General features: G+C 40.9%; 16 protein-coding genes and 1 other RNA gene. 9 read left to right on the plus strand and 8 right to left on the minus strand.

Annotated elements, in window-relative coordinates:
- Positions 1–70 precede the first annotated feature (70 nt).
- Together A4S05_RS29255 and ssrA are read left to right on the plus strand one after the other, a co-directional pair.
- Positions 71–1,018, plus strand: a complete 948-nt coding sequence (locus A4S05_RS29255; RefSeq protein WP_069073284.1) for a F0F1 ATP synthase subunit gamma — start codon at positions 71–73, stop codon at positions 1,016–1,018.
- Between the two features lie 171 nt (positions 1,019–1,189).
- Positions 1,190–1,579: a transfer-messenger RNA gene (gene ssrA, locus A4S05_RS29260) on the plus strand.
- A 383-nt stretch (positions 1,580–1,962) separates the two neighbouring features.
- Here the strand turns inward: ssrA and A4S05_RS29265 are convergent.
- Positions 1,963–2,418: a helix-turn-helix domain-containing protein gene (locus A4S05_RS29265; RefSeq protein WP_069073285.1), complete on the minus strand. Its 456-nt coding sequence runs from the start codon at positions 2,416–2,418 to the stop codon at positions 1,963–1,965.
- A 1,182-nt stretch (positions 2,419–3,600) separates the two neighbouring features.
- On the opposite strand from A4S05_RS29265, the gene A4S05_RS29270 reads away from it, so the two are divergent.
- The 5 genes from A4S05_RS29270 (at position 3,601) to A4S05_RS29290 (ending at position 9,652) form a co-directional block, all read left to right on the plus strand.
- Entirely contained in the window at positions 3,601–5,340 is a 1,740-nt protein-coding gene (locus A4S05_RS29270) for a diflavin flavoprotein (protein WP_069073286.1), read from the plus strand.
- A 159-nt stretch (positions 5,341–5,499) separates the two neighbouring features.
- Positions 5,500–7,212 (plus strand): diflavin flavoprotein, encoded by a 1,713-nt coding sequence (locus A4S05_RS29275; RefSeq protein ID WP_069073287.1) that lies wholly within the window; start codon positions 5,500–5,502, stop codon positions 7,210–7,212.
- 475 nt (positions 7,213–7,687) lie between these two features.
- Complete coding sequence (locus A4S05_RS29280) at positions 7,688–8,749, plus strand: cyclic di-GMP-binding domain-containing protein, MshE-related (protein ID WP_069073288.1); 1,062 nt, start codon at positions 7,688–7,690, stop codon at positions 8,747–8,749.
- Between the two features lie 222 nt (positions 8,750–8,971).
- Positions 8,972–9,295: a hypothetical protein gene (locus tag A4S05_RS29285; RefSeq protein ID WP_069073289.1), complete on the plus strand. Its 324-nt coding sequence runs from the start codon at positions 8,972–8,974 to the stop codon at positions 9,293–9,295.
- A gap of 177 nt (positions 9,296–9,472) precedes the next feature.
- On the plus strand, positions 9,473–9,652 hold the full coding sequence (locus tag A4S05_RS29290; protein ID WP_069073290.1) for a hypothetical protein: 180 nt from the start codon (positions 9,473–9,475) through the stop codon (positions 9,650–9,652).
- Between the two features lie 20 nt (positions 9,653–9,672).
- On the opposite strand, the gene A4S05_RS29295 is transcribed toward A4S05_RS29290, so the two are convergent.
- The gene (locus tag A4S05_RS29295) at positions 9,673–10,965 is read right to left on the minus strand and encodes a dicarboxylate/amino acid:cation symporter (RefSeq protein ID WP_069073291.1); all 1,293 of its coding nucleotides are present in this window, start codon (positions 10,963–10,965) and stop codon (positions 9,673–9,675) included.
- Between the two features lie 193 nt (positions 10,966–11,158).
- Here A4S05_RS29295 and A4S05_RS29300 point away from each other — a divergent pair, with 193 nt between their 5' ends.
- Positions 11,159–13,789: a trans-splicing intein-formed DNA polymerase III subunit alpha N-terminal partner DnaE-N gene (locus A4S05_RS29300; protein WP_069073292.1), complete on the plus strand. Its 2,631-nt coding sequence runs from the start codon at positions 11,159–11,161 to the stop codon at positions 13,787–13,789.
- A gap of 71 nt (positions 13,790–13,860) precedes the next feature.
- Here A4S05_RS29300 and A4S05_RS29305 read toward each other — a convergent pair whose 3' ends face one another.
- Together A4S05_RS29305 and A4S05_RS29310 are read right to left on the minus strand one after the other, a co-directional pair.
- Positions 13,861–15,591, minus strand: a complete 1,731-nt coding sequence (locus A4S05_RS29305) for an Rqc2 family fibronectin-binding protein (RefSeq protein WP_069073301.1) — start codon at positions 15,589–15,591, stop codon at positions 13,861–13,863.
- 551 nt (positions 15,592–16,142) lie between these two features.
- A complete protein-coding gene (locus A4S05_RS29310; RefSeq protein ID WP_069073293.1) occupies positions 16,143–17,408 on the minus strand; it encodes a glycosyltransferase family 4 protein in 1,266 nt (421 codons plus the stop codon).
- Between the two features lie 736 nt (positions 17,409–18,144).
- On the opposite strand from A4S05_RS29310, the gene psaK reads away from it, so the two are divergent.
- On the plus strand, positions 18,145–18,405 hold the full coding sequence (gene psaK / locus A4S05_RS29315; RefSeq protein ID WP_069073294.1) for a photosystem I reaction center subunit PsaK: 261 nt from the start codon (positions 18,145–18,147) through the stop codon (positions 18,403–18,405).
- Positions 18,406–18,507: 102 nt separating this feature from the next.
- Here the strand turns inward: psaK and A4S05_RS29320 are convergent, their stop codons facing one another.
- From A4S05_RS29320 to A4S05_RS29335, 4 genes are all read right to left on the minus strand, one after another.
- Positions 18,508–19,248, minus strand: coding sequence for a DUF3891 family protein (locus A4S05_RS29320; protein ID WP_176727143.1), 741 nt, complete (start codon positions 19,246–19,248; stop codon positions 18,508–18,510).
- Between the two features lie 335 nt (positions 19,249–19,583).
- Positions 19,584–20,276 carry a manganese catalase family protein gene (locus A4S05_RS29325; protein ID WP_069073296.1) on the minus strand — a complete coding sequence of 231 codons (693 nt, stop codon included), beginning with the start codon at positions 20,274–20,276 and terminating at the stop codon, positions 19,584–19,586.
- Positions 20,277–20,934: 658 nt separating this feature from the next.
- Positions 20,935–22,317 (minus strand): oxygen-independent coproporphyrinogen III oxidase, encoded by a 1,383-nt coding sequence (gene hemN / locus A4S05_RS29330; RefSeq protein ID WP_069073297.1) that lies wholly within the window; start codon positions 22,315–22,317, stop codon positions 20,935–20,937.
- 108 nt (positions 22,318–22,425) lie between these two features.
- On the minus strand, positions 22,426–23,142 hold the full coding sequence (locus A4S05_RS29335; protein ID WP_069073298.1) for a biliverdin-producing heme oxygenase: 717 nt from the start codon (positions 23,140–23,142) through the stop codon (positions 22,426–22,428).
- Between the last annotated feature and the right edge of the window lie 577 nt (positions 23,143–23,719).

Below are 23,719 nucleotides of genomic sequence, written 5' to 3' on the forward strand. Positions count from 1 at the left end.
GTTAAAAGTTAATGAAATACTCCTAGCTCTTAACTCCTAACTCCTAACTCCTAACTCCTAACTCAAGAATATGGCCAATCTAAAAGCAATACGCGATCGCATTCAGTCGGTCAAAAATACCAAAAAAATCACAGAAGCCATGCGTCTCGTAGCTGCGGCTAGAGTACGTCGGGCGCAAGAACAAGTGCTAGCGACTCGTCCCTTTGCCGATCGCTTGGCACAAGTATTGTATGGTTTGCAAAGCCGTCTGCGCTTTGAAGAAGCAAACCTACCACTACTGAAAAAACGCCAAGTTAAATCAGTTGGGCTGTTGGTAATTTCAGGCGATCGCGGTCTATGCGGCGGCTACAATAATAACGTCATCCGTCGTGCAGAAAACCGCGCCAAGGAAATCCAGGCAGAAGGTTTAGACTATAAATTTGTACTCGTCGGACGCAAATCTACCCAGTACTTTCAACGCCGCGATCAGCCCATCGATGCTACTTACACCGGCTTAGAGCAAATCCCCACCGCAGCGGAAGCCAATCAGATCGCTGACCAACTACTTTCCTTGTTCCTTTCGGAAGAAGTTGACCGCATCGAATTAATCTATACCAGATTTGTCTCTTTGGTTAGCTCCCGTCCGGTAATCCAAACCTTACTACCCCTCGATCCACAAGGTTTAGAAGCAGGAGATGACGAAATCTTCCGCTTAACAACCCGTGGTGGTCAATTTCAAGTCGAACGGGAGAAAGTGACTAGCCAAGTCCGCCCGTTGGCTCCTGACATGATTTTTGAACAAGATCCAGTACAGATTCTTGATTCCCTGTTACCTTTGTATCTGAGTAACCAGCTATTGCGGGCGCTACAAGAATCGGCAGCTAGTGAACTAGCAGCGCGGATGACAGCCATGAGTAATGCCAGTGAAAATGCTGGTGAACTGATTAACACCCTCACCCTGTCTTACAACAAAGCACGACAAGCTGCAATTACTCAAGAACTCCTTGAGGTTGTAGGTGGTGCTGAAGCACTAACTTAGAAATAGCTAATTGTTAATTGTGATAAATAGCTAATTGCTAGTTTGTTTTGAAATTAGCAATTGGCTATTTTGACTAAGTGGAGCCATATATTCTGACTTTGATAATTACGAATTACAAATTAAGAATTACGAATTCAAAATTGCGTATTATAATTGAAGTATGAAGCGCATGGGTCCGTCACGGTTTCGACAGGTTGGCGAACGCTGCTCTGTGATTCAGGTCGAGAGTGAGTCTCCTCTCGGAAATCAAAGGCTCAAACAAAAAGTAAATGCGAATAACATCGTTAGCTTTGCTCGTAAGGATGCTCTAGTAGCTGCCTAAACACCTCTTATAGGTTCGAGCGTCTTTAGTTTGACTCCGTTAAGGACTGAAGACCAACCCCCAACGGATGCTCTAGCAAGCGTTCTCTGGTTGGCTTGCTGGCTAAGATTAAATCAGAGCATCCTACGTTCGGGATAATGAACGATTCCCGCCTTGAGGGTCAGAAAGGCTAAACCTGTGAATGAGCGGGGGGTCAATACCCAATTTGGACAGCAGTTCGACTCTGCTCGGATCCACTAAAGATAAGTAACAAATCCACCAAACACTTTAATGTTTAGGTGGATTTTGTTTTATCGAACAGAATTCAGGAGTCAGGAGTCAGAATTCAGCAATGTTTTCTGTATGACTGCGGTGCTTCGTAGCGTATACCCTTCGGGATGCTTCACTTAGAGCGAGTATTTTCGAGTCGCGTCTGAATAATCGACGTTTTTGCACCCCTACCAAATTTTCAAGTTGGTGGTGCAACAATTCCTGCGCCGGTCTGAATCCCCGACTGATAGCGTTGCGGAGAGCGAGTCCGCGTTCGCTTTTAGCGTCTTGTAGAGAGCGTCTTTATTCTGACTCCTGTTAGCGGATAGCTAAGGTTTAGCCCATTCTGACTTCTGAATTCTTCTTCAATCAGCTAATTATTCTGTTTCTGGGGTTCTTTGCGTGCGCTTCCAAACCTCCTTCCCCTTTTTTTAAGTACCCGTCGTAATCTATCTGCACTCAAGTTGACTTGACGCTCAGATGCCAGTTTTTTTGCTAATTCTTTAGAGTTATAACTCTCTGACTCTTGAGCTAAACAATTTTCTAGATAAACCAAATCTGATTCCGAATATCGCGGTTTTCCTCCTCGGCCAGGAGCATCCCATAAACCCACTAAACCCATCTTTTCCCAGCGATGAAGGGTTTGATGTACTGTTGAAATCGCCCAGTTCAGGCCTTTAGCAATTTGCTCATTTTTTAAGCCGCGAGTATTCAGTAGTAAAACTTGAGCACGATCCCTAGTACGTTGAGGTACATCTTTGGCTTTTCTCAACTCTTCTAAAGTCAGCTTTTCTTCCTCAGTTAGAAAGACTTTTAATCGGCATCCCATAGTTAATAACCTTTTATGCAATAAATTTTTGTCATTTTTATGTCTATTCACGCCTATATACTTAAGTAGCTTAGTGCTTTATTACACTCTCTAAAAGCTAAACTACAAGTATTAAGGTTGTCAGCGTCTAGAAGACTGCTACGTGATAAGTATTTGGATCGAGAACATTATCAAAGTTTGCAATTTATCATCAGGAATTTTTGTAAAAAGTTAGGCATATCAGAGATGACACCATTAGCCTGTATAGGCAAATTTATTTAATAGCCTGAAGCTGTAGCTTATGGCTATGAAAATAAGAATTTGCTGGCGTTATTCCGATTAATGTCTAAAGTCGATAATAAAGGACTGTATCACCAAACTTCTGAGATGATTCGTATGGTTACGGAGATTTATGGAAACTTTAAAAATGATTTTTACGCTATTTTCCATTTGGATGAATAAAAAAAGATATGCAAGCCTAGTTTCTTTTGATTCAACTAGTCTCTACAAAATTGCTTTGCTAATCTCCAAAAAAGTATCTGCTTCATCAAGTTTACATAAAATTTATATTTTACACAACTAGATTCTTGCTTGAGATAAAAATATATTCAATACCCATTTGAGAAAGCAGTGTTAGCAGCTTTATTTGATGTAGATTTAAAATCTAAAACAACTTATCTTACTTTTCCTACCTTTCCTACCTTTCCCACTTTTATACTTAGTTATAAGAGAGTATCTTAAAAAAACCAGCTTTTTATGATTGATATTTCAATCTATTTTTTTAAGATATTTATTTTGCGATCGCTCAATAATGTGTGCCACAATCATCAGATTTATTTGTAAATTATGGTCTGTAATTAGCATTTATAGGTCATTTTCAAAAATAAAGGCTAATATAACAGTCTTAAACGTGTAATTTTTTTTAGTTTGCAGGTTTTCAGTTTTTATTGTCAAATAATATAATAGAGATGATATTTTTGAATTAAGACATGAATAGATAAACAGCAAAATTAACTACTCAGTAAATTCTTAGAAAAGATTAATATGTAGTATATTTTCGAGTCATATTTTTTGCTAAAAAACAGCCATAATTGATACAAGTTAAATTTTTCAAAAACTGATATTTATTACAACTTAAACAAAAAATAATAGAGAGAATGGGGGCAGAAGAAAAACCTGTTAATTTGCGATCGGAGACGAATAATGGTAGCGATGTCTACGACCGGCGATGCCCACGCAGAGAACGTTCAACATCGGTTAACTATACAAACTGTAGAAATTGCCCCTAATACAACGGCGATTCGCTCTCTTGATTGGGATCGCGATCGCTTCGATATCGAATTCGGACTGCAAAACGGTACAACCTATAATTCATATCTAATTAGGGGCGAACAAACAGTTTTGATTGATACTTCTCACCAGAAGTTTCGTCACCTGTATTTAGAGACTCTCAAAGGTCTTGTTAACCCCAAGACAATTGATTACATAATTGTTAGTCACACAGAGCCAGATCATAGCGGCTTAGTAGAAGATGTCCTCCAGTTAGCTCCTAGAGCTACCGTCTTAGCCTCAAAAGTTGCACTTCAGTTTTTAGAAGGCTTAGTACACGATCCTTTTTCCAAGCGGATTGTCAAAAGTGGCGATCGCATAGATATCGGCAAAGGACACGAAATGGAATTCGTGAGTGCGCCTAACCTGCACTGGCCGGATACAATCTTTAGCTTTGACCGCAAAACCCAAATTCTCTATACCTGTGATGCTTTTGGGATGCACTTCTGTGACGATCGCACCTTCGATGAAGATTTAGAAGCGATCGAAGCTGACTTTAGATTTTACTATGACTGCTTAATGGGCCCTAACGCTCGTTCGCTGCTGAATGCGATGAAGCGGATGGGTGAGCTAGGGAAGATTAATATAATCGCCAATGGTCACGGGCCTTTATTATACCACCACTTAGATGTTCTAACCGGGTGCTACGAAAATTGGAGCCAAAAACAAGCTAAAGCAGAAACAACAGTTGGCTTGTTTTTTGTCTCAGAATATGGGTATGGTGAGCGCCTTGGTCACGCAATTGCCGAAGGTATACTGAAAACTGGCGTTGGCGTAGAAGTACTGGATCTGAGTACTGCTGAAAGCCAAGAAATTCAAGAACTAGCTGGGAGAGCAGCAGGCATCATTATTGGTATGCCTCCAACTACCTCCGCCGCCGCCCAAGCTAGCATCAGTTCGGTGCTAGCTGTCGCCAAGAACAAGCAACTGATTGGGCTGTTTGAATGTTACGGTGGGGATGATGAACCCATTGATACACTCCGAAGAAAATTTCTCGATTCTGGCATCAAAGAAGCCTTCCCAGCGATTCGGATTAGAGAGGCTCCCAGCGCATCAACATTCCAGTTGTGTGAAGAAGCGGGTAAAGACATCGGACAATTGCTAGTGCGCGATCGCAACATCAAGCAAATCAAGTCCCTTGATGTCAACATGGAAAAGGCGCTGGGTCGCATTAGCAGCGGACTATATATAGTCACAACTAAAAAAGAAAATGTATCCAGTGCAATGCTGGCATCCTGGGTAACGCAAGCGAGTTTGCAACCATTAGGATTCACAATTGCCGTTGCTAAAGACCGCGCCATTGATTCCTTAATGCAAGTAGGCGATCGCTTCGTCCTCAACGTTTTGGAAGAAGGCAATTATCAAGAACTCAAGAAACACTTCCTCAAGCGCTTGCATCCCGGTGCTGATCGCTTCGCGGGAGTAAAAACTCAAACCGCGAAAAACGGTTCACCAATTCTGACAGATGCTCTGGCATACATGGAATGTGAAATACAGAGCAGCATGGAATGCAGCGACCACTGGATTTTATACTGCACCGTCCAAGAAGGTCGTGTTTCCAAAAACGATGGGCTGACAGCTGTTCGCCATCGCAAAGTAGGTAATTACTACTAAGAAATAGGGAAGAGGTAATAGGTGACAGGGGACAGAAAAGAAAACTATCCCCTGTTTCCTATGATCCATACCCTATAACCTGTTCCCTATTCCCTGTTCCCTGTTCCCTGTTCCCTATTCCCTATTCCCTATTCCCTATTCCCCAACTTTAAAACAGCTATGACCAATTCCAAGCCACGCGACGTACAAGTTTTACCAATTGCTACAAATACTAAGGCGATCAGAGCACGTAGTTGGTCACGTCTGCGGTTTGAAATTGAATACGCACTTGAAAGAGGTACTACCTCCAATTGCTATTTAATTGAAGCTGATAAAACCGCACTTATTGATCCACCGCCAGAAAGCTTTACCGAAATTTATTTAGAGGCATTGCGGCAGACTTTAGATTTGCAACATTTGGATTATATAATCCTGGGTCATTTTAGTCCCAATCGAGTTGCAACCCTCAAAGCAATTTTAGAATTGGCACCACAGGTAACTTTTGTCTGTTCTCTTCCCGGTGCGAACAATTTGCGTGCTGCTTTCCTAGATCATGATTTGAAAGTCTTGGTGATGCGGGGGAAAGAAACTCTGGATTTAGGCAAGGGTCATGTTTTAAAATTTTTACCCACTCCTAGTCCGCGTTGGCCGGAAGGACTTTGTACCTACGATCAGCAAACCCAAATTCTCTACACAGATAAGTTATTTGCAACTCATCTCTGTGGTGATGAAGTGTTTGATGATAACTGGGAAGCGCTCAAAGAAGACCAGCGTTACTACTTTAACTGCTTGATGGCTCCCCAAACTCCTCATGTGCAAGCAGCTTTGGAGAAAATATCAGATTTGCAGGTGAGAATGTATGCTGTGGGTCATGGGCCTTTGGTACGTAGCAGCTTAATCGAACTCACCAAAGCTTATGGAGAATGGAGCCGTTCTCATAACGATCGCGAAATTTCCGTTGCCCTACTTTACGCTTCAGCTTACGGGAATACGGCGACTTTAGCACAAGCGATCGCTCTGGGATTAACCAAAGGTGGAGTTGCAGTTAAATCAATCAACTGCGAATTTGCTACCCCTGATGAAATTCGTATCAACCTAGCACAGTCAGAGGGTTTTATCATTGGTTCTCCTACCATCGGTGGTCATGCACCAACTCCCATTCATACTGCTTTAGGGATTGTGATCTCAAGCGGTGACAACAGTAAACTCGCTGGGGTATTTGGTTCATACGGCTGGAGTGGCGAAGCATTTGACTTAATCGAAGGTAAACTCCGAGATTCTGGATATCGCTTTGGCTTTGACACCCTGAAGGTGAAGTTTAAACCTGATGATGTCACTCTCAAATTCTGTGAAGAACTAGGTACAGACTTTGCCCAAACACTGAAAAAGGCTAAAAAGGTACGTGTACCACAACAAGCTGCTACCCCAGTGGAACAGGCTGTTGGTCGGATTGTTGGTTCCGTTTGCGTGGTAACAGCAAAACAAGGAGAAGTGTCTACCGCAATGCTAGGCGCTTGGGTTTCTCAGGCCACCTTCAATCCACCCGGAATAACAGTTGCGATCGCTAAAGAACGAGCGATCGAATCTTTAATGTATCCAGGCGGTAAGTTTGCCTTAAATATTTTACCTGAAGGCAATCATCAAGACTACATGAAGCATTTCCGTAAATCTTTCGCGCCTGGGGAAGATCGATTTGCCAACTTTAGTACAGCAGTTGCAGATAATGGCTGTACCGTCCTCACTGATGCATTAGCATATTTGGAATGCTCAGTCAACCAACGTCTGGAATGTGGCGATCATTGGGTTGTGTATGCAACTGTGGATGAAGGTAAATTACTCAAGCCTGATGCTGTTACTGCCATCAACCATCGTAAAACAGGCACTCATTATTAAATCTTTATAGGTACTCTTCAACTTAGAAGATTACCCTGCAATGCAACTCTAGCAGCATTTTTGTTACTTACTCTGTCTGCTAGAGATACAATCAACCTCACTAGATGTCTGTACATCTAAATGAATCCACCTATCACTCTCATGTGTAGGTGGATTCTTTTTTTTGGTAGGAAAAAGGTTTTGAGGTAAAAGTGCGTTCTGCTAGTCAGGGATGCCTGCCATAAACCATGAGAGAAAATCCTGTATCAATGCGTTTAGAAATAACAGCAACCGCAGAACTGACGTATCTACATAATAAATTCATAGTTTTTTTATCATAAGTTTACACGTATATAGTGAAGAATTTAGCGAGTGCAAAATATGATTAAGCGAAGGTTATGAAACTTTTAAAATCTGCTCTCATCAGTAATTGTAATGTTTCATGACTAAGCCAGACGATTTATTACATTGAGCCAGTGAAAATAAGGAGATATTATTGATTAGGAAAATAGACGCGCAAAGTTTTGAGCTTAAGCCTCTTGGGATGTATTTGGTTGAAGCTGAACTAATCACTCCAGATGAATTAGACACAGCACTTAAGATACAAAAGTTGAGTGGTGAGCAGTTGGGAAAAATTCTGGCAATGCATGGTTTTGTTAGGCAGCAAACCATTGAGTACTTCATGTCAAAGGTTGTATTGCCAGAGCGACGCAAAATCCTGAAAAACCAGTCTTATTCAGACAATGGTAACAGCGATCGCATCTCTGTAATTGAGTCAAAGAGTTATATAAAACCAGTAGATGCGATCGCACCATTGCAATCATCGCATAAATTGAAAGTATATCTTTCTGCCAACAAAACCCTCAAATTTCTGCTTGGCGTGGTACTTTTCTTGGCTATTATCAGTCTTTTGGCTAATTACAATGTCTACTATCTACCTGACTTCCCTGGGAGAGATATCTTTAGAATTCTATTCGATCTCAACAGCGAAGATAATATTCCGACAATTTACTCTGGAGGAGCTTTACTATTTTGTTCTATTCTGCTGGAGATCATCTTCCAAGCTCAGAGGTTAGCTAAGAATAAAGATGTCTGGGCATGGAGAGGATTGTCAATAGTTTTTGCTGGTTTATTCTTAGATGAATTGATCGGTCTTCATGAAAGACTAACTACACCACTGCGAGGTACATTTAATACTAGTGGTTTTCTTTACTATGCTTGGGTGATTGCGGGTGCTATCTTCGTACTCCTCTTTTTGCTAGTATTTGGGCGATTTGTCACGACTCTTCCTGGCAAGACACGACGCTTATTTTTCATTTCTGGAACAATTTACGTAGCGGGTGCAATTGCTACTGAATTGGTAGGCGGATATTATGAATATTACTACACCCCCAATAGCATGCTTTATGTCTTCATAACAACTATAGAAGAAGTGCTAGAGATGCTGGGCATAGTTATCTTTATTTATGCGCTTTTGTCGTATATAAGTTGCAATATTAAAGGTATAGATATAGGAATCCACATTATCGATTCTAGAAAGCAAGGCCAGCGAACTTAGAGGTTATTTGAAAAGTATGATTGCTAACATTTAAGCCTCGGAAACTTAACCCCCTAGTACCGCAAGGCGGAATTAAAAATTAAAAATTAAAAATGAAGACAGCGTAAGGGTTTTGTTGATTGGGAATGGGTGGTTTATTTCCGCCGTGCTGTACTAGTCATATTCCCTACAAGGGAATGGGGGTTTTAAAGCCTCTTGAACTTTTGAGGAGAGGTTTATATTTTGCAACTTTTAAAATATCCTCTAACTGCCCGAAATCTACTACTCACTCAGAATAGTAACAATCTGGAAATCACTTTTGAAGGGGTGGTTCATGAAAAAGTTATTCTGCAAAACTTTGCTGTGGAAAAACTAGATAATCTCTCAGCAGTGGGTAATATCCTGTTTAATGGGCCAATTACAATTAGTGACAGCTTTGATATCCTGAAAGCCAACTCCACCCAAAGCACCATCTTCAACAAAAACACAGTCACCTTTCTGAATGACCTGAAAAATAATATCAATGGTTTTGACAACTTAGCTGATGTCATCAATGGTCAGGGGTGAGTGCAATTTCAGTATTAAAGCGGAAACAATATAAATTCATTTGCTGAAATTCCGCAATTGCCACCAAGACAATTGTAAAAACGCAGTGTAGCCTTTAACTAGAAAAAGAGTATCAAGGCAGTTTTTAGAAAAAATGCCAACTATGGCCACTAAACTTTTATAATATTTGTTGTTCTTATGACTCCAAAACACACCAAAATCCAATTTCCCCTTTGGCAGTATTTGAACCAGCCCTTATTTAGTCACGATACTAAATTAGTATTGAATCCTCAACGTTTTGCATTGATCTGGCGTCTGCAACTTCTAGAACGCTGCTGGACTAAAGAATGTGATGCCAAAGGGCCTCAACAGCATTAGCGAGCTAAAAAACCGGCAAACTAAGCCTCGTTTACAGAATGGGGCTTTTTGCCGTCAAGTAAAGCACTGACAGTCATATCTCCCATAACATTAATCGCGGTACGGCAGCGATCTAGAAACCAGTCTACAGTAACTAGCAAAGCAATGTACTGGGTAGGTAAGCCGACAGAAGTGAACACTAATGTCATTGTTACCAGTCCCGCATTAGGAATATTCGCCGCACCTACGGATGCAAAAATCGAGGTAAGAATGACAATTAACTGCTGTCCTAGACTTAGATGTTGCCCAATTAGTTGGGAAATATACAACGCAGACATTGCTTCATAGAGGGCAGTGCCATCATTGTTGAAATTTGCCCCGACTAATGCCCCCAAGGCAGCAGAAGATTCCCTTAAACCAACTTTCGTTTGCAAAACCTCAAAGGTTATGGGCATTGCCGCCGCTGAGGAAGAAGTTGAGAAAGCTGTCAAAAATGCATCAGAACCGCCAGCTAGAAATTTTAGTGGGTGTACCCAAGAACCAAATTTTACTCTGGTGAGGTAGTAACACGCTTGCAATACCAGCGCTAACAACACCGCGACGATAAATGCAGCCAAAGATTTAAATGGTGCAAAGCCCTGCATCGCCACGGTTTTAGCAACAATTCCAAAGACTGCGAACGGCACTAAGGCAATTACCCAGTTGAGGACGCGGACTACCGCTTCAAATAAAATTCCGATGACATCCTCTATCGGCTGGAATCCATTCTTGCCTTGAGCGATTTGTTCAGATTTTAATGCCCGCAGAACGATGCCAAAACTTAGAGCAATCACAATTAGTTGGATGACATTATTATCAACCAATGGCTTGAGAATAGCCTCCGGGACAGCATCTTTGAGTATTCCCCAAGGGTCAAGACTCTGAGGAGCTATTTCTGTACTTGTTGAGGTCGTTACATTTCCCCAAGTCCCCGGACGCAGTACATTGGCTACGAAAAGCCCCACTAAAATAGCTACGGTAGTGTTGGTTAAAAGTAGCACTGCCAGCCGCCGTCCGGCTGTCCCAGGGATGTTGGTAGTCATCAAAGTATGCAGCACTGCTACCAGAATTAGGGGTGTAGCCAAGGCGCGGAGAGCCTTTAGCACCAATTCCGCCGGAATTGCTAAATTATTGATTAAGGCAGCATTGCTAGGATTGGGATTCCCTGCACCAAGGGCAATTCCGACACTGACTGCCACTACTAAGGCGATGAGAATTTGCAACGTGAGAGGGATACGCTGCCACCAAGGGCGAGTTTTGGTTGCAGGCGAAGTAGTACTCTCTGTTTGACTCATTAGTTAAATACTGGTTAACTGCTGTAACTGTTAAAACAACACTAATGATAGTGACAATTTCGGAAAAAGAACAGCTTTAATTTTGGGTAAAAACTGTTAATCTAAGATTCCGTTGGTTTGCAAAATCTAGCTCGAAAGGGTATACCACAAGGTAGGCCCCTAGAGGTATCTTGGCTTGTGGTTGGAGATGCTTATGTCCTTTGTCCCGTTACATATTCACAGTGACTACAGTTTGCTCGATGGGGCAAGTCAGCTACCAGAGTTAGTGAATCAAGCGATCGCACTGGGAATGAAAGCGATCGCTCTTACCGATCATGGTGTCATGTATGGCGCTGTTGAACTGATCAAAATTTGCCGGAGTCAAAATATTAAGCCGATTATCGGCAATGAAATGTATGTAATTAACGGCGATATCGAGAAACAAGAACGCCGCCCCAAATATCATCAAGTAGTTTTAGCTAAAAATACCAAAGGTTACAAAAATTTAGTCAAATTAACCACAATTTCTCACCTCAAAGGTGTTCAAGGTAAAGGAATTTTTTCTCGTCCTTGTATTAATAAAGATTTATTAAAAGAATATCATGAAGGCTTGATCGTCACCAGCGCTTGTTTGGGTGGAGAAGTCCCCCAAGCGATTCTCAGTAATAGACCAGATGCCGCGCGGAAAGTTGCTCAGTGGTATAAAGATGTATTTGGTGATGATTATTATCTAGAAATTCAAGACCACGGTTCCCAAGAAGACCGGATTGTGAATGTTGAAATAGTCAAAATTGCGCGGGAACTAGGCATTAAAATCATTGCCACTAATGATTCACATTTTATATCTTGTTTTGACGTTGAAGCCCACGACGCTTTGCTATGTATTCAAACTGGCAAATTAATTGTTGAAGATAAGCGGATGCGTTACAGCGGTACGGAGTATCTCAAATCTGGTGAGGAGATGCGGCAGCTATTTCGTGACCATTTACCGGATGATGTAATTGCCGAAGCGATCGCAACTACTGAAGAAGTGGCCGATAAAGTTGAGCCTTACCATATCATGGGTGAGCCTCAAATTCCTACACCTCCGATTCCTTCTGGTCATACTGCTGACACTTACGCCGAAGATGTTGCATGGAGCGGACTTTTAGAACGCTTAAATCGCAAATCTCGCCAGGAAGTCGATTCCGTCTATAAAGAAAGATTGGAATACGAACTGAAAATGATTCAGCAGATGGGTTTTTCCAAATACTTTTTAGTTGTATGGGACTACATCAAATTTGCTAGAGATAATAATATTCCTGTGGGGCCAGGTCGGGGTTCGGCGGCTGGTTCATTAGTTGCTTATGCAATGCGAATTACCAATATTGACCCTGTACATCATGGGTTACTATTTGAGCGTTTCTTGAACCCAGAACGGAAATCCATGCCTGATATTGATACAGATTTCTGTATTGAACAACGGGATAAAGTTATTGAATATGTAACTGAAAAATATGGTGCAGATAGAGTTGCCCAAATTATTACTTTTAACCGCCTAACTTCTAAAGCAGTTTTGAAAGATGTCGCCAGAGTATTAAATATTCCCTACGGGGAAGCTGACAAAATGGCGAAAATGATTCCTGTGGTGCGGGGGAAACCAACGAAACTCAAGGTGATGGTTTCCGATAAAACTCCAGAACCAGAGTTTAAAGAGAAATATGATAAAGAACCGCATGTTCGGCATTGGCTTGATATGGCGATGCGAATTGAAGGAACTAACAAAACTTTTGGTGTTCATGCCGCAGGTGTGGTAATTTCTGCCGATCCACTTGATGAAATTGTCCCGTTACAGAAGAATAATGATGGTTCCGTAATTACCCAATATTTCATGGAAGACTTGGAATCAATGGGTTTGTTGAAAATGGATTTTCTGGGTTTACGGAACCTAACGCTAATTCAAAAAACTGTAGATTTGATTCAAGAAACAAGAGGATATCGGGTTGATCCCGATGAAATTCCTCGCCAAGAAAGAAAAGCCCAGAGGATATTAGCTAAAGGTGAACATAGCAGTTTACCTAAAGATGTCCAAAAAACTTATGAACTATTAGAAGCAGGTGAGTTAGAAGGGATATTTCAATTAGAATCTTCTGGGATGCGTCAGATCGTGCGAGATTTGAAACCTTCTAATATTGAAGATATTTCTTCTATTTTGGCACTTTATCGACCGGGGCCATTAGATGCGGGACTGATACCTAAATTTATTAACCGCAAACATGGTCGAGAAAAAATTGATTATCAACATACCATTCTGGAACCAATATTAGACGAAACTTATGGAATTATGGTCTATCAAGAGCAAATCATGAAAATTGCTCAGGATATGGCAGGATATTCTTTAGGACAAGCTGACTTGCTGCGTCGGGCGATGGGTAAAAAGAAAGTTTCTGAGATGCAAAAGCAGCGCGAAAAATTCGTGGATGGCGCAGCGAAAAATGGCGTTCAGAAAAAAGTCGCGGATGAATTATTTGAGCAAATGTTGAAGTTTGCTGAATATTGTTTAAGCTATGACACGGAAATCTTGACAGTAGAATATGGATTAATGCCGATTGGAGAAATTGTCGAAAAAGGCATTGAATGTACTGTGTACAGTGTTGATAGTAATGGAAATATTTACACGCAACCTGTAGCACAGTGGCACGATCGCGGACAACAAGAGGTATTTGAGTATTGCTTGGAAGATGGTTCATTGATTCGGGCAACAAAAGACCATAAATTTATGACTGCTGATGGTCAAATGTTGCCGATTGATGAAATATTTGAACGTGAATTGGATTTGATGCGGGTAGAGGGTTTACCGGAATGAGGGCAATACGGTTCGGTTGATGACAATAGATCGCTAAAGATGCGATCAATCATCATAAATAAAGACGCGATTTATCGCGTCTCTTGCATTAATTGCGGTTTTCCCCAAAGTATGGTTTCCTGCTTGTAAATGGCAATTCCTGGTTTTGCTCCTTTGGGTTTGTAGACGTGTTTTAGCTGAGTGTAAACTACTGGAACTTGCTCACTCTGACGAGCGCGACTGTAATATGCAGCAAGATTAGCTACAAATTGCAAATCAGCTTCTTCTGCAACAGCACCCGGTTCTAGACGTAGTAACACATGACTCCCTGGAATTTCTTGAGCGTGGAACCATAAGTCATAATCTCCAGCTACACGAAAGGTCAATTGGTCATTTTGGCGATTGTTACGACCAATTAATACTTCAAAGCCACCGGGAGTCAGGTAACGATGAAAGTTCGTGCTGGGAGGTTCGTTTGCACTGCGGCTGCGGTATTCGGGATCTTCTAGATATTTTTGCCCAATCAACTCTTCGCGGATTTCTTCTAAAGCTCGTAAATCTTCTGCTGTTTGGTAGGTGTCTATCTGAGCGATCGCAGCTTCTACTTGTTCTAAATACTCAATTTCTGTCTGCACTTCCAACAATAACGGTTCCACGGCAGCACGAGCGCGTTTCAGTTTTTGGTGCTGTTTGTAAAGACTTTGGGCATTTTGGACGGCATTTTTATCTGGCTGAAGTGCGATCGCAATTGGCAAATTTGTCTCAAAATCAGCCAGGATAATTTCTTTCATCCCCGGTTCCCAGTTTTGCAGGTGAGCCATCAATAAATCAGCTTTTTGCCGATAATCATCGGCTTGATCTGATTGCTGCAAACGCGTCTTAAAGGTTTGAGCTTTGTTACGTAATTTCGCCAGAATATTATTCAATTTCTGACTCAACTGATGGCGCAATTGGGAAAATAACTGTTGGTCAATCTGGTTACTGTAATAGTGGTTGAGTAACTCTTGAATATCTTTGACTTTTTCAACTGCACCCCAACCCATGACGGTGTAGCCATCTTTTGTCCAAGCGGGTTGAAATTTTTTGGAATCCAAGGCTTGCAGCCATTCTTGCCAACGCTCAAACAACCGTCGCCAGTCGTCGGGGTTGAGAGTATCGGTGGATGTTTCTGGTGCAATATTTGCTTCTAACAGCATTAACTCCAGCAGTGCTGCACTCAAGCCACTATAACTCTTGAGCAATTGCCGCTTGATTGCCCCTGGGACTAAACTTACCCGTTCTTGCCAACGTTCTTGGGATTCGTTCAAACTAGGGACAGTGCCAGTCAGTTTCGGTGGGGTTTCATAAGGTTGTCCGGTTTGGATGGGACGGACACTAGATTGTTGCTGACTGACTTGATGAGCGGCGGTGATAATTATATTGTTAGCGTCGGTGAGAATGACGTTGCTATACTTGCCCATAATTTCTGCATAGACATGATACAGGGCACTTTCTCCGGGACGACGAGCAAATTGCAAATCAATAACCCGCTCCCAAGGAGCGATCGCTTCAATAGCTACCAGCGCCAAACCACCCAATTGGTGTATCAGTTGTTGGCTAAAGGTAAAAGTGTCTGGCGATCGCGGCGGTGGATCACCAATACAAATATGTGCAGCTTGGGGATGCCAAGAAATCTGTAGCCAATCCCGCTGTTTCAGGGTGCGTAATGCGATGGCAATAGTGTAGCGATCGCGCTGATAAACCTGCTCTGTCCGCGAGGGCAGCCAGTTAGCGCGTATTTCGCTACAAGTAGCTGTAAGGGTCGTGAAGTCAACTGGTTGCATAGCCATTCGCGTTCAAAGGTCGATGCTCAGTATACTTCTATCGTCTCTAATATAGGAATCCGCTTTGATTTCTGAACGAATTTGCGGAGACAGGCAATAGGCAATAGGCAATAGGCAACAGGCAACAGGCAATAGGCAATAGGCAACAGGCAATAGGCAATAGGTAATAGGCAATAGTTAGGCAATAGGGCTTTTCAATACTTGTCGGGTTTTGGGGAAAAGGGAAAGAAAAAACCTTTAACCTTTACCCTTTAACCTTTTCCCAAAACCCAATTCCGAGTTAAAAATCCAAAACCTGAGCAGTATTGGAGGGCTTCTTAGTTGTACTGAGTTTTTTCACCAAATCAAATATGAGTCCTATATTGATATTAGCAATTACTCAAATAAGCAAATTGTATTGCCAAATTCCGTACAAGTTTAGTTGGCAATACCATTTGTTTTAAGGTTGTTCATGGGAACTTCAGACGTAAAAAGACGCAAAATTTGCGTCTCTACAAAAGTTATCGGTATGTAGATGATCTGATCCAAATCCTATTGGATTGGTTGGAAGGTTATTTAGTGAGCAACAAAGTTTCTTTAACTGGTTGTAGCAGTTCGGTATAAAGTTCACTCAACTGAGTTGCAACACCATGCCAACTAAACTTGTTTTCGACGCGCTTTCTGCCAGCTTTACCCAATTCATCTCGCCATTCTGGATTTAAGAGAATTCTGTCGATGGCAGAAGCAAAGGCATCTACATCTTGCGGTGGAGCCAATAAACCAGTTTCTTCATTAACCACCGTAAACTGAAGTCCACCGACATCGCTAGCTACAACTGGTGTACCGCTTGCCATCGCCTCGATCGCTACGAGTCCAAAGGGTTCGTAGTGACTGGGAACAACGCAAACATCGGCAGCTGCGTAATAAGTTGGCAAAATATCTTGACTCAGACGACCGGCAAAAGTAGTAAAGTCGCTTATGCCTAATTCGTTGACAATTTGCTCAATGCGATCGCGTTCTATGCCATCGCTGTTACCAGGAGTACTACCACCACCAATAATTAGCTGGAGATTCTTGGAGTCGCGTAGCCCAGACTTGTTTACTGCCCGCACCAAGGTTTCTATGCCTTTGCGTGGGTCAAAACGACCTACATATAATACAACTTTGGTTTCTTTATCAATACCCAATTCAGCCCTGGCTGCTTCTCGTGCAATCGAACCAAACCGCTGAATATCTGTACCACAGGGAATGATATCGATATTACCTTCAGTGGAAACTAGCGATCGCATATGTTGCTGTTCTTGCGGACTTGTTGCCACGATTCGCTCTGCTATTTCCAACACCTCTTTTTCTACTGCTAATCGCTGACTGGCAATCAGAGGGATATCTTCTATAGTGTTGTACTTGACTGCTCCCAAGGAGTGATACGTGTGAACCTGTTTACTCTGTTGGATTTTCTTTAACTCCATCCCCACCCAACTAGAGAGCCAGTAGTTAGTGTGAACTAACTGGTATGTAATGTCATTTTCTACTTGAAATTTGAGGAAATTATCCCGAAATTCTGGCAGATATTCAAAAATATCATCTCGCGGCACAAACTCAAGGGGGCCAGCTTTTAAACGAATAGTTCGACAATTTTTGCTGTGTTGAACAATCGAGTCTTGCTCCAGACTCACTTTGCGGGTAAACATATCAACTTGCCATCCTAGCTGCGCTAGTGCTTTACCCACCTGGCGCACATAAACATTTTGTCCCCCAGCTTCTTCTTTCCCTATTTCAATCGCCGGGTCTCCGTGGACGGAAATTAAGGCGATACGTTTTTCGGTGGTAGAGTTCATAGTTTGTGTGTTGCTGATTTTCACAAAGTTTTAGGCTGTTTCAAGTTCGTGTATAGCACGCTTTCTTGAATTGTTTAGGAACTTTGATTAATATTTATCTTAATTTATTATGTCTAATATTTATTTACATCTTCTTACCAAAAGTATACTATTAGGTTGCATATAAATATTTAATTTCTTTAGATATAGGATTATTTCTATACTTGTATCTCACACTTTTGATAGATTCAAATTATATTTTTTTATATATGATCTTTGAAAGGCAAAATGGCTAAAAAGCCTATAAATACTTACTTTAAGCTTCCGTGCTTTCTCTTATTTCAATTCGGATTGCTGTATTAATTCAGAATATCTAATACTTTTGATAGATAAATATTATATTTCGTCTTGTTTGTGCAGATATAGTCCCATAGATAGATACATTAACGTGAGTTCGACGAAGCGAAAAAGCAGGCGCTCTACGTGCTGTTGAAGTTCTAACCATCTACCACAGTCAATTCCAGGATTTAGGCATATTCTACAAACTCTGTTTTACAAGATAATGCGCGGTCGCGCATTATCTTGTAAAGAAACCATCAAGCTTTTTGGCGATTTTTGCGTCACGATCAACTCACATTGTATTAAGTAATGAGAATAACTGTTAAATATTGATGCAAAATTGGGTAATCTATTGAATTTACTTCAGAAAGTTTCAGATTATATTTTCAATCATTAATAAATTTCAGGAGCAAATCAGGTGTTTACTTCAACCTTACTCGCTGCTGCAACTACACCCCTACAATGGAGTCCTACAGTTGGGCTGATTATCATTCTCGCTAATATTGTTGCCATTGCCTTTGGCAAATCTAGTATCAAGTATCCCAACGCAGAGCCAAAACTACCCTCATCTAATTTATTTGGTGGTTTTGGTTTACCAGCGCTTTTAGCAACTACCGCCTTTGGTCACATCTTAGGAGTGGGCGTTGTCTTAGGGCTGCATAACCTGGGAAGAATTTAGATTCTTACCCAAGTTAGCTTTTATTTGAAGATTCTTTTGTCTCCAGCTTTGAGCCAGAGAGTTAGTTCTCTGGCTCTTTTTTATTGTGGTGGCGACAACTATCTAACTCTTAACAAATGTCCACTCTAGTACCTTAATGGGAGCTTCTTGTAGTGCTTTAGTTAGTTCGTTACTACTTTCAAATTTTACCTGGGAGAGTTCGCAGGCTTCGACGTTGACTGTAAATTCATTGTCCTGGAACGGCCACGGTTTAACAACAACCAAGTTATCACTGCGCTGCATGATGTCATAGCGCTGACCTTCAGGGCCCTTGCTAATCTCTAAACACCGCTCATCTTCAGGTAGTTGTTGCTGACATAAGATGAGAGAAAGGCGATCGCACCATTGCATAAATGCATAGGCTGCATCAACTTCCTCCTTTTTTATCCCCAGTTCTTTGCGCCAACGTTGCTGATTTTGAAGTTGTTCATCCAAAACTTTGTCTAGTTTTGAAGACTTTCCCCGCCTTGGCTCATTTAAACGGCTGATGTGCATGGAAATTAATAGAGCTACCCATCGTCCACGGTAAAGGGCATTCTTTGCTAGACCAGCCAAATTCTCGACACCGGCATCTGCATCGGCATTTGAGTTGAGGGTGAAGTCCTTTGGCACACCCGCTTCAGTCAGAATATCTTCTTCCCACTCTTTTTCTAGGTCATCGTGATGGGAAATTGCAGTCATCGTTTCATATAACCTTGCTGGAGCATCTTTACGTCGCCATTGTCCCGCCAGTTGAGCTGCTAATAGAGCATGGGCACGATGATAAATGACTTCCCAACCATTTGGCATAGCGTTGACAATCACAAGTTAATCTCCTAATTCTGAGTTTTGAATTTGAGTTGAATTAATTTCTGAAATCAGAAATGTTGATGTAGATATTGATGAGCGATCGCTCTAACTTTTTTAGTGTGACTGAATAATAACTATAGGTATTTTCACTTGAGTGTAATAACCAAATACTCAGTTGAAATTCCCGACTTTTCTAAAAAGTCAGGAATCTTTTTGTTTATGAGAGATAGCTCAACAGCCCAACAATTACTAAAGAGAGTGGCTGTCTACCGGATGATTGAACTTTTCAAGAATCTGTTAAAAATCTCTTTACATCAAATCAACCTATACTCTAACTGCAACCTATGCAATTAAGAGTGACTTTCTAGCGGATCAGCAATATATTTGAATGTTGGCTCCGAATTCCAAGGGCCACGTTCATCTTTACCATTTCCGTTTGTAGATAGGTTGTAGTAGAGAGCAACAGTATCATCTGGCTTAACATTACCAAAGAATGGATCTGTCAACTTACCTAGTGAATCTAGAGCTTTCATAAACATCTGAGTATGAGAAATTTCTCGTGTTAACAGATGCACTAAAGTCTCTTGAGTTCCTTTGTCGGTTGCCAACTTGATCAATGATTCGTAAGTCTGACGAGCGCCTGCTTCTGCTGCAACATTGGCTCTTAAATCACGCACTACATCTCCACCCTCATTCAAGTAGCTTGCAGTCCAAGCAGTACCTTGGCTATCTAGAAAATGAGGCCCAATTCCTCGAACTGCAAAGAGAGTACTCTTATAAGCCTCGGTTTGATCTACATTTTTAGTATGAGCTTCAATGAGTTTACCAACCATTTCTAAATGGCTGAATTCCTCAATTGCAATGTCTTGGAGCATATCTTTAATGCCAGCATTTTCAACATGGAATGATTGAACCCAATATTGAAGTGCTGCACTCAATTCTCCAGTAGCGCCGCCAAACTGCTCTAAAAGTAACTGAGCAAAACGAGGATTTGGCTCACTAACGTTAACTGCACGAATAGTCTCTTTTTTGTGAAAAAACATAGATTGATACTTCCAAAAATTATGATGTTAGAGAAGGGAGCGAAACTTTAGCAGTTGCACCTGCCAAAATTACTAAAACTACTCAAGCAATAATACTTATAAGCTTCCTCAACAATCTCGCTTGTATCTAAGTTATCAACTCTGAACTAAAATTCTTTCTACCAGATGGGATAAATACCAAATCCAAAAGTTAGACAAAAATGTTTATATCAAGATTATTTGGATAATAATTAGCATTTATAGTATAAAAATGTTATGCAAAAGTTTTCTCAGATAAATCAGGAATTATTGAATAGACTAGTTTAGAAGTTATTCGCCCTATAACTAGATATGAATACATGAATAAATTATATTTTTTATGCTTTTTATATCTATCTAAAGATGGAAAAAAGTTATCTAACTTTTTGGAGATGCATTGAAATAATTTTTAATTCGTAATTTCTCATTACTGAAATCCCCTCAACCGCTATTTTCAAGGTAGATTGAGGGGCAATACTTTTCGGGTTTTGGGGAAAAGGGTAAGGGGTAAGGGGTAAGAAAAAACCTTTAACCTTTACCCTTTAACCTTTTCCCGAAACCCAATTCCAAGTTCAAAATGCTTATCCGAGCAGTATTGGATTGAGGGGATAATATGTAGTCAATATTTGCAAAAGGAATATCAAATGGCGCGGGAGAATTTTGTCTCTCGCGTTCTGGTGTGAGTATCAAATATGACGGCGATATTTCTGACTAATAATCTACCGATGTCTGTAATTTGGATCTGATTTTTTGATAAACTGACTAGACCATCGGCTTCTAGTGGTTTTAATGCCTCTATTTCCTCGGAGAAATATTCATCAAAATTGATATGATATTTATTTTCAACATCTTGCTTATGCAACTGGAAGTGAGACATAATACCCATGATGACATCCCGTCTGATGATGTCATTTTGAGTAAGTTTGATGCCTTTACTAACAGGTAAACTACCTGCTGCAATTGTCTGATAATAATCCTTTAATTCCTTGTGGTTTTGGGCATAAGCATCTTCTAGCATACTGATGGATGTAGAACCAAAACCAAAGAGTTCTGTTTCAGCGTGAGTAGTGTAGCCTTGAAAATTGCGTTTGAGAGTGCCATTGCGTTGAGCGATCGCTAGTTCGTCATCAGTTTTAGCAAAATGATCCATCCCAATAAATAGATATTGGTTATTCGTCAATTCTTCAATGGTCATTTTCAGAATCTCTAACTTTTCCTCTGCTGGGGGTAGCGCCTCTTGAGGAATATTTTTTTGCGTCGGTTTGAGCCACGGTACATAAGCAAAGTTAAAAACCACAATTCGGTCAGGATCTAATTCAATAGTCTTTTTCAGCGTCTCCCGAAACGTCTCGCGGTTTTGATAGGGTAAACCATAAATTAGGTCTACATTCACACTTTCAAACTTAGCTTCTTTGACCCAACTCATAACATCAAAGAGCATTTCTTCTGGCTGGACACGATTAACAGCTACTTGAACTTGGCTATTAAAATCCTGAATGCCAAAACTAATACGGTTAAACCCAATCTCTCTCAGAAAGAAAATGTAGTTTTTATCGATATAGCGGGGATTAATCTCAATTGAGATTTCTGCTTTTGAATCGATGTTGAAATAGCGATTTATATTTTTCCATAAAACTTCTACCTGGTGACGCTCTAAGTAATTAGGAGTACCACCTCCCCAGTGGATTTGCAGTACTTTTCTGTCTGGATCGATTAAAGCTGCGGTGTTTTTGATGTCTTGAATCAAAGACTCCACATAAGGTTTAGCAATATTCTTGTTGTTGGAAATTACCGTATTACAGCCGCAGAAGTAGCAAGCACTTTGGCAAAAAGGGATGTGGAAATATAAAGAAAGAGGGGTTTTGCGTTGGTTCGATGCTGCGATCGCGGCCTTAAAATCAGTTTCGGTGAATGTTTCGCTTAACTCTGTAGCCGGTGGGTAACTGGTGTATCTAGGTGCGCGAGTGTCGTACTTTTGAATCAGATCCAGATCAAACTTGACACCAGGTAGTAGAAAAACCATTGAGTTTCTTTCCAATGAATGAAGGGAGTGGAGGGAGATAATGGAGATGAGGAGCAGGGAAAAAATAACTAATGACAAATGACAAATGACAAATGACGAATGACAAACTTAATTAGCCGCAGCGATTTCAGTACTACCTGAATTCTGAGAACGAGTTAGGCTATTAAACAGGACTTGACCGAGTGCTTTGATTAAACTTCCTTCTAACTCCTGAGCCATCTGTAAGTTCAACGCAAAGGCATGATTCGCTTCTGTAACAATCCGTTCTGCTGTTATATCATCAACAGGTAATGCATTTAATGCCTGACGATACTTATCCTTAAATGCTTTTTTGTCAGGAATTTGCTCAAAGTTGTAGAAGGATGTGCCTTCATAACCAGAAAGCTTCAAAGCTGACTGAGCAACTTTTTGCAGCATTTGACCCCCTGAAAGATCGCCCATGTAGCGAGTGTAGGCATGACCTAGCAATAAGGCTGGTTCACTAGCAGAAATTTCCCGAATGCGATCAATGTACTTTTGGGCAGCGGATGAGGGTATAACCTGCTCTCTCCATTTATCCCCATAATAGAACACCATGTCTTTTTCGAGCGAGGATTGGCGATTAAGTTCAGGAAAGTAAACCGCACTAATCACAGGATGGTTTACATGGCTCTCTAATGCTGCTTCTAGTTCACTGTAGATGTAATACAAGTTGCTTAAGAACTTGGCGAAGCAGTCTCTATCCACAACTCCTTGCAAAAAACATTTCATGAATCCCACATTTTCTGCTGATGTGTGGGCTTGTTGAGTTCCAGAACGCAGTTTGATGGCGAGATTGCTACTCATTGTTGCTTCCTTCATTTTCAAGCGCAAGGTTTCTGGACAGCCACCGACTTAGGATGCCTGCCAATTCCAGCTAAAAGATTGTTATTCTAGGTTTAGAGAGGATTTGCATCAGTCCATCCAGCAAGTACCACTGCCGATGTAAATCCAGGTATTTTTATTTCTCCTAAGATTATTTAACTATTCATTCATATATAACTATGAAAGATATTAGTATTTATTTATGTTTTTCTGATACTCATGTTCAGGCACATTTCAGTTGAGTATAGGAATCCGCTTTGATTNNATCAAATATGAGTCCTGTAGTAACAAAACTGATTTTGCAATAGGCATTTTAACTCTGCTGAAACGATCGCATTCTTTAATACCAAAGATCATTGAAGAGACGAATAACACAGCCGCACGAGCATTTTCCCAGGTTTTGGATACAAATCATCCAGAGTTTTTCCGCCGGTTGGAGAAGTGTTCTGACCTTAATCTGAAATTAGCAAAGATTAACAACAGCGATGCCTCGGAGAAGGGCTGGTTTATCCTGACTAACTTAGATAATTTGGATTCAGCTATTAAAGCTTATAAACAA

It is taken from the genome of Nostoc sp. KVJ20, assembly GCF_001712795.1.
Taxonomy (GTDB): Bacteria; Cyanobacteriota; Cyanobacteriia; order Cyanobacteriales; family Nostocaceae; genus Nostoc.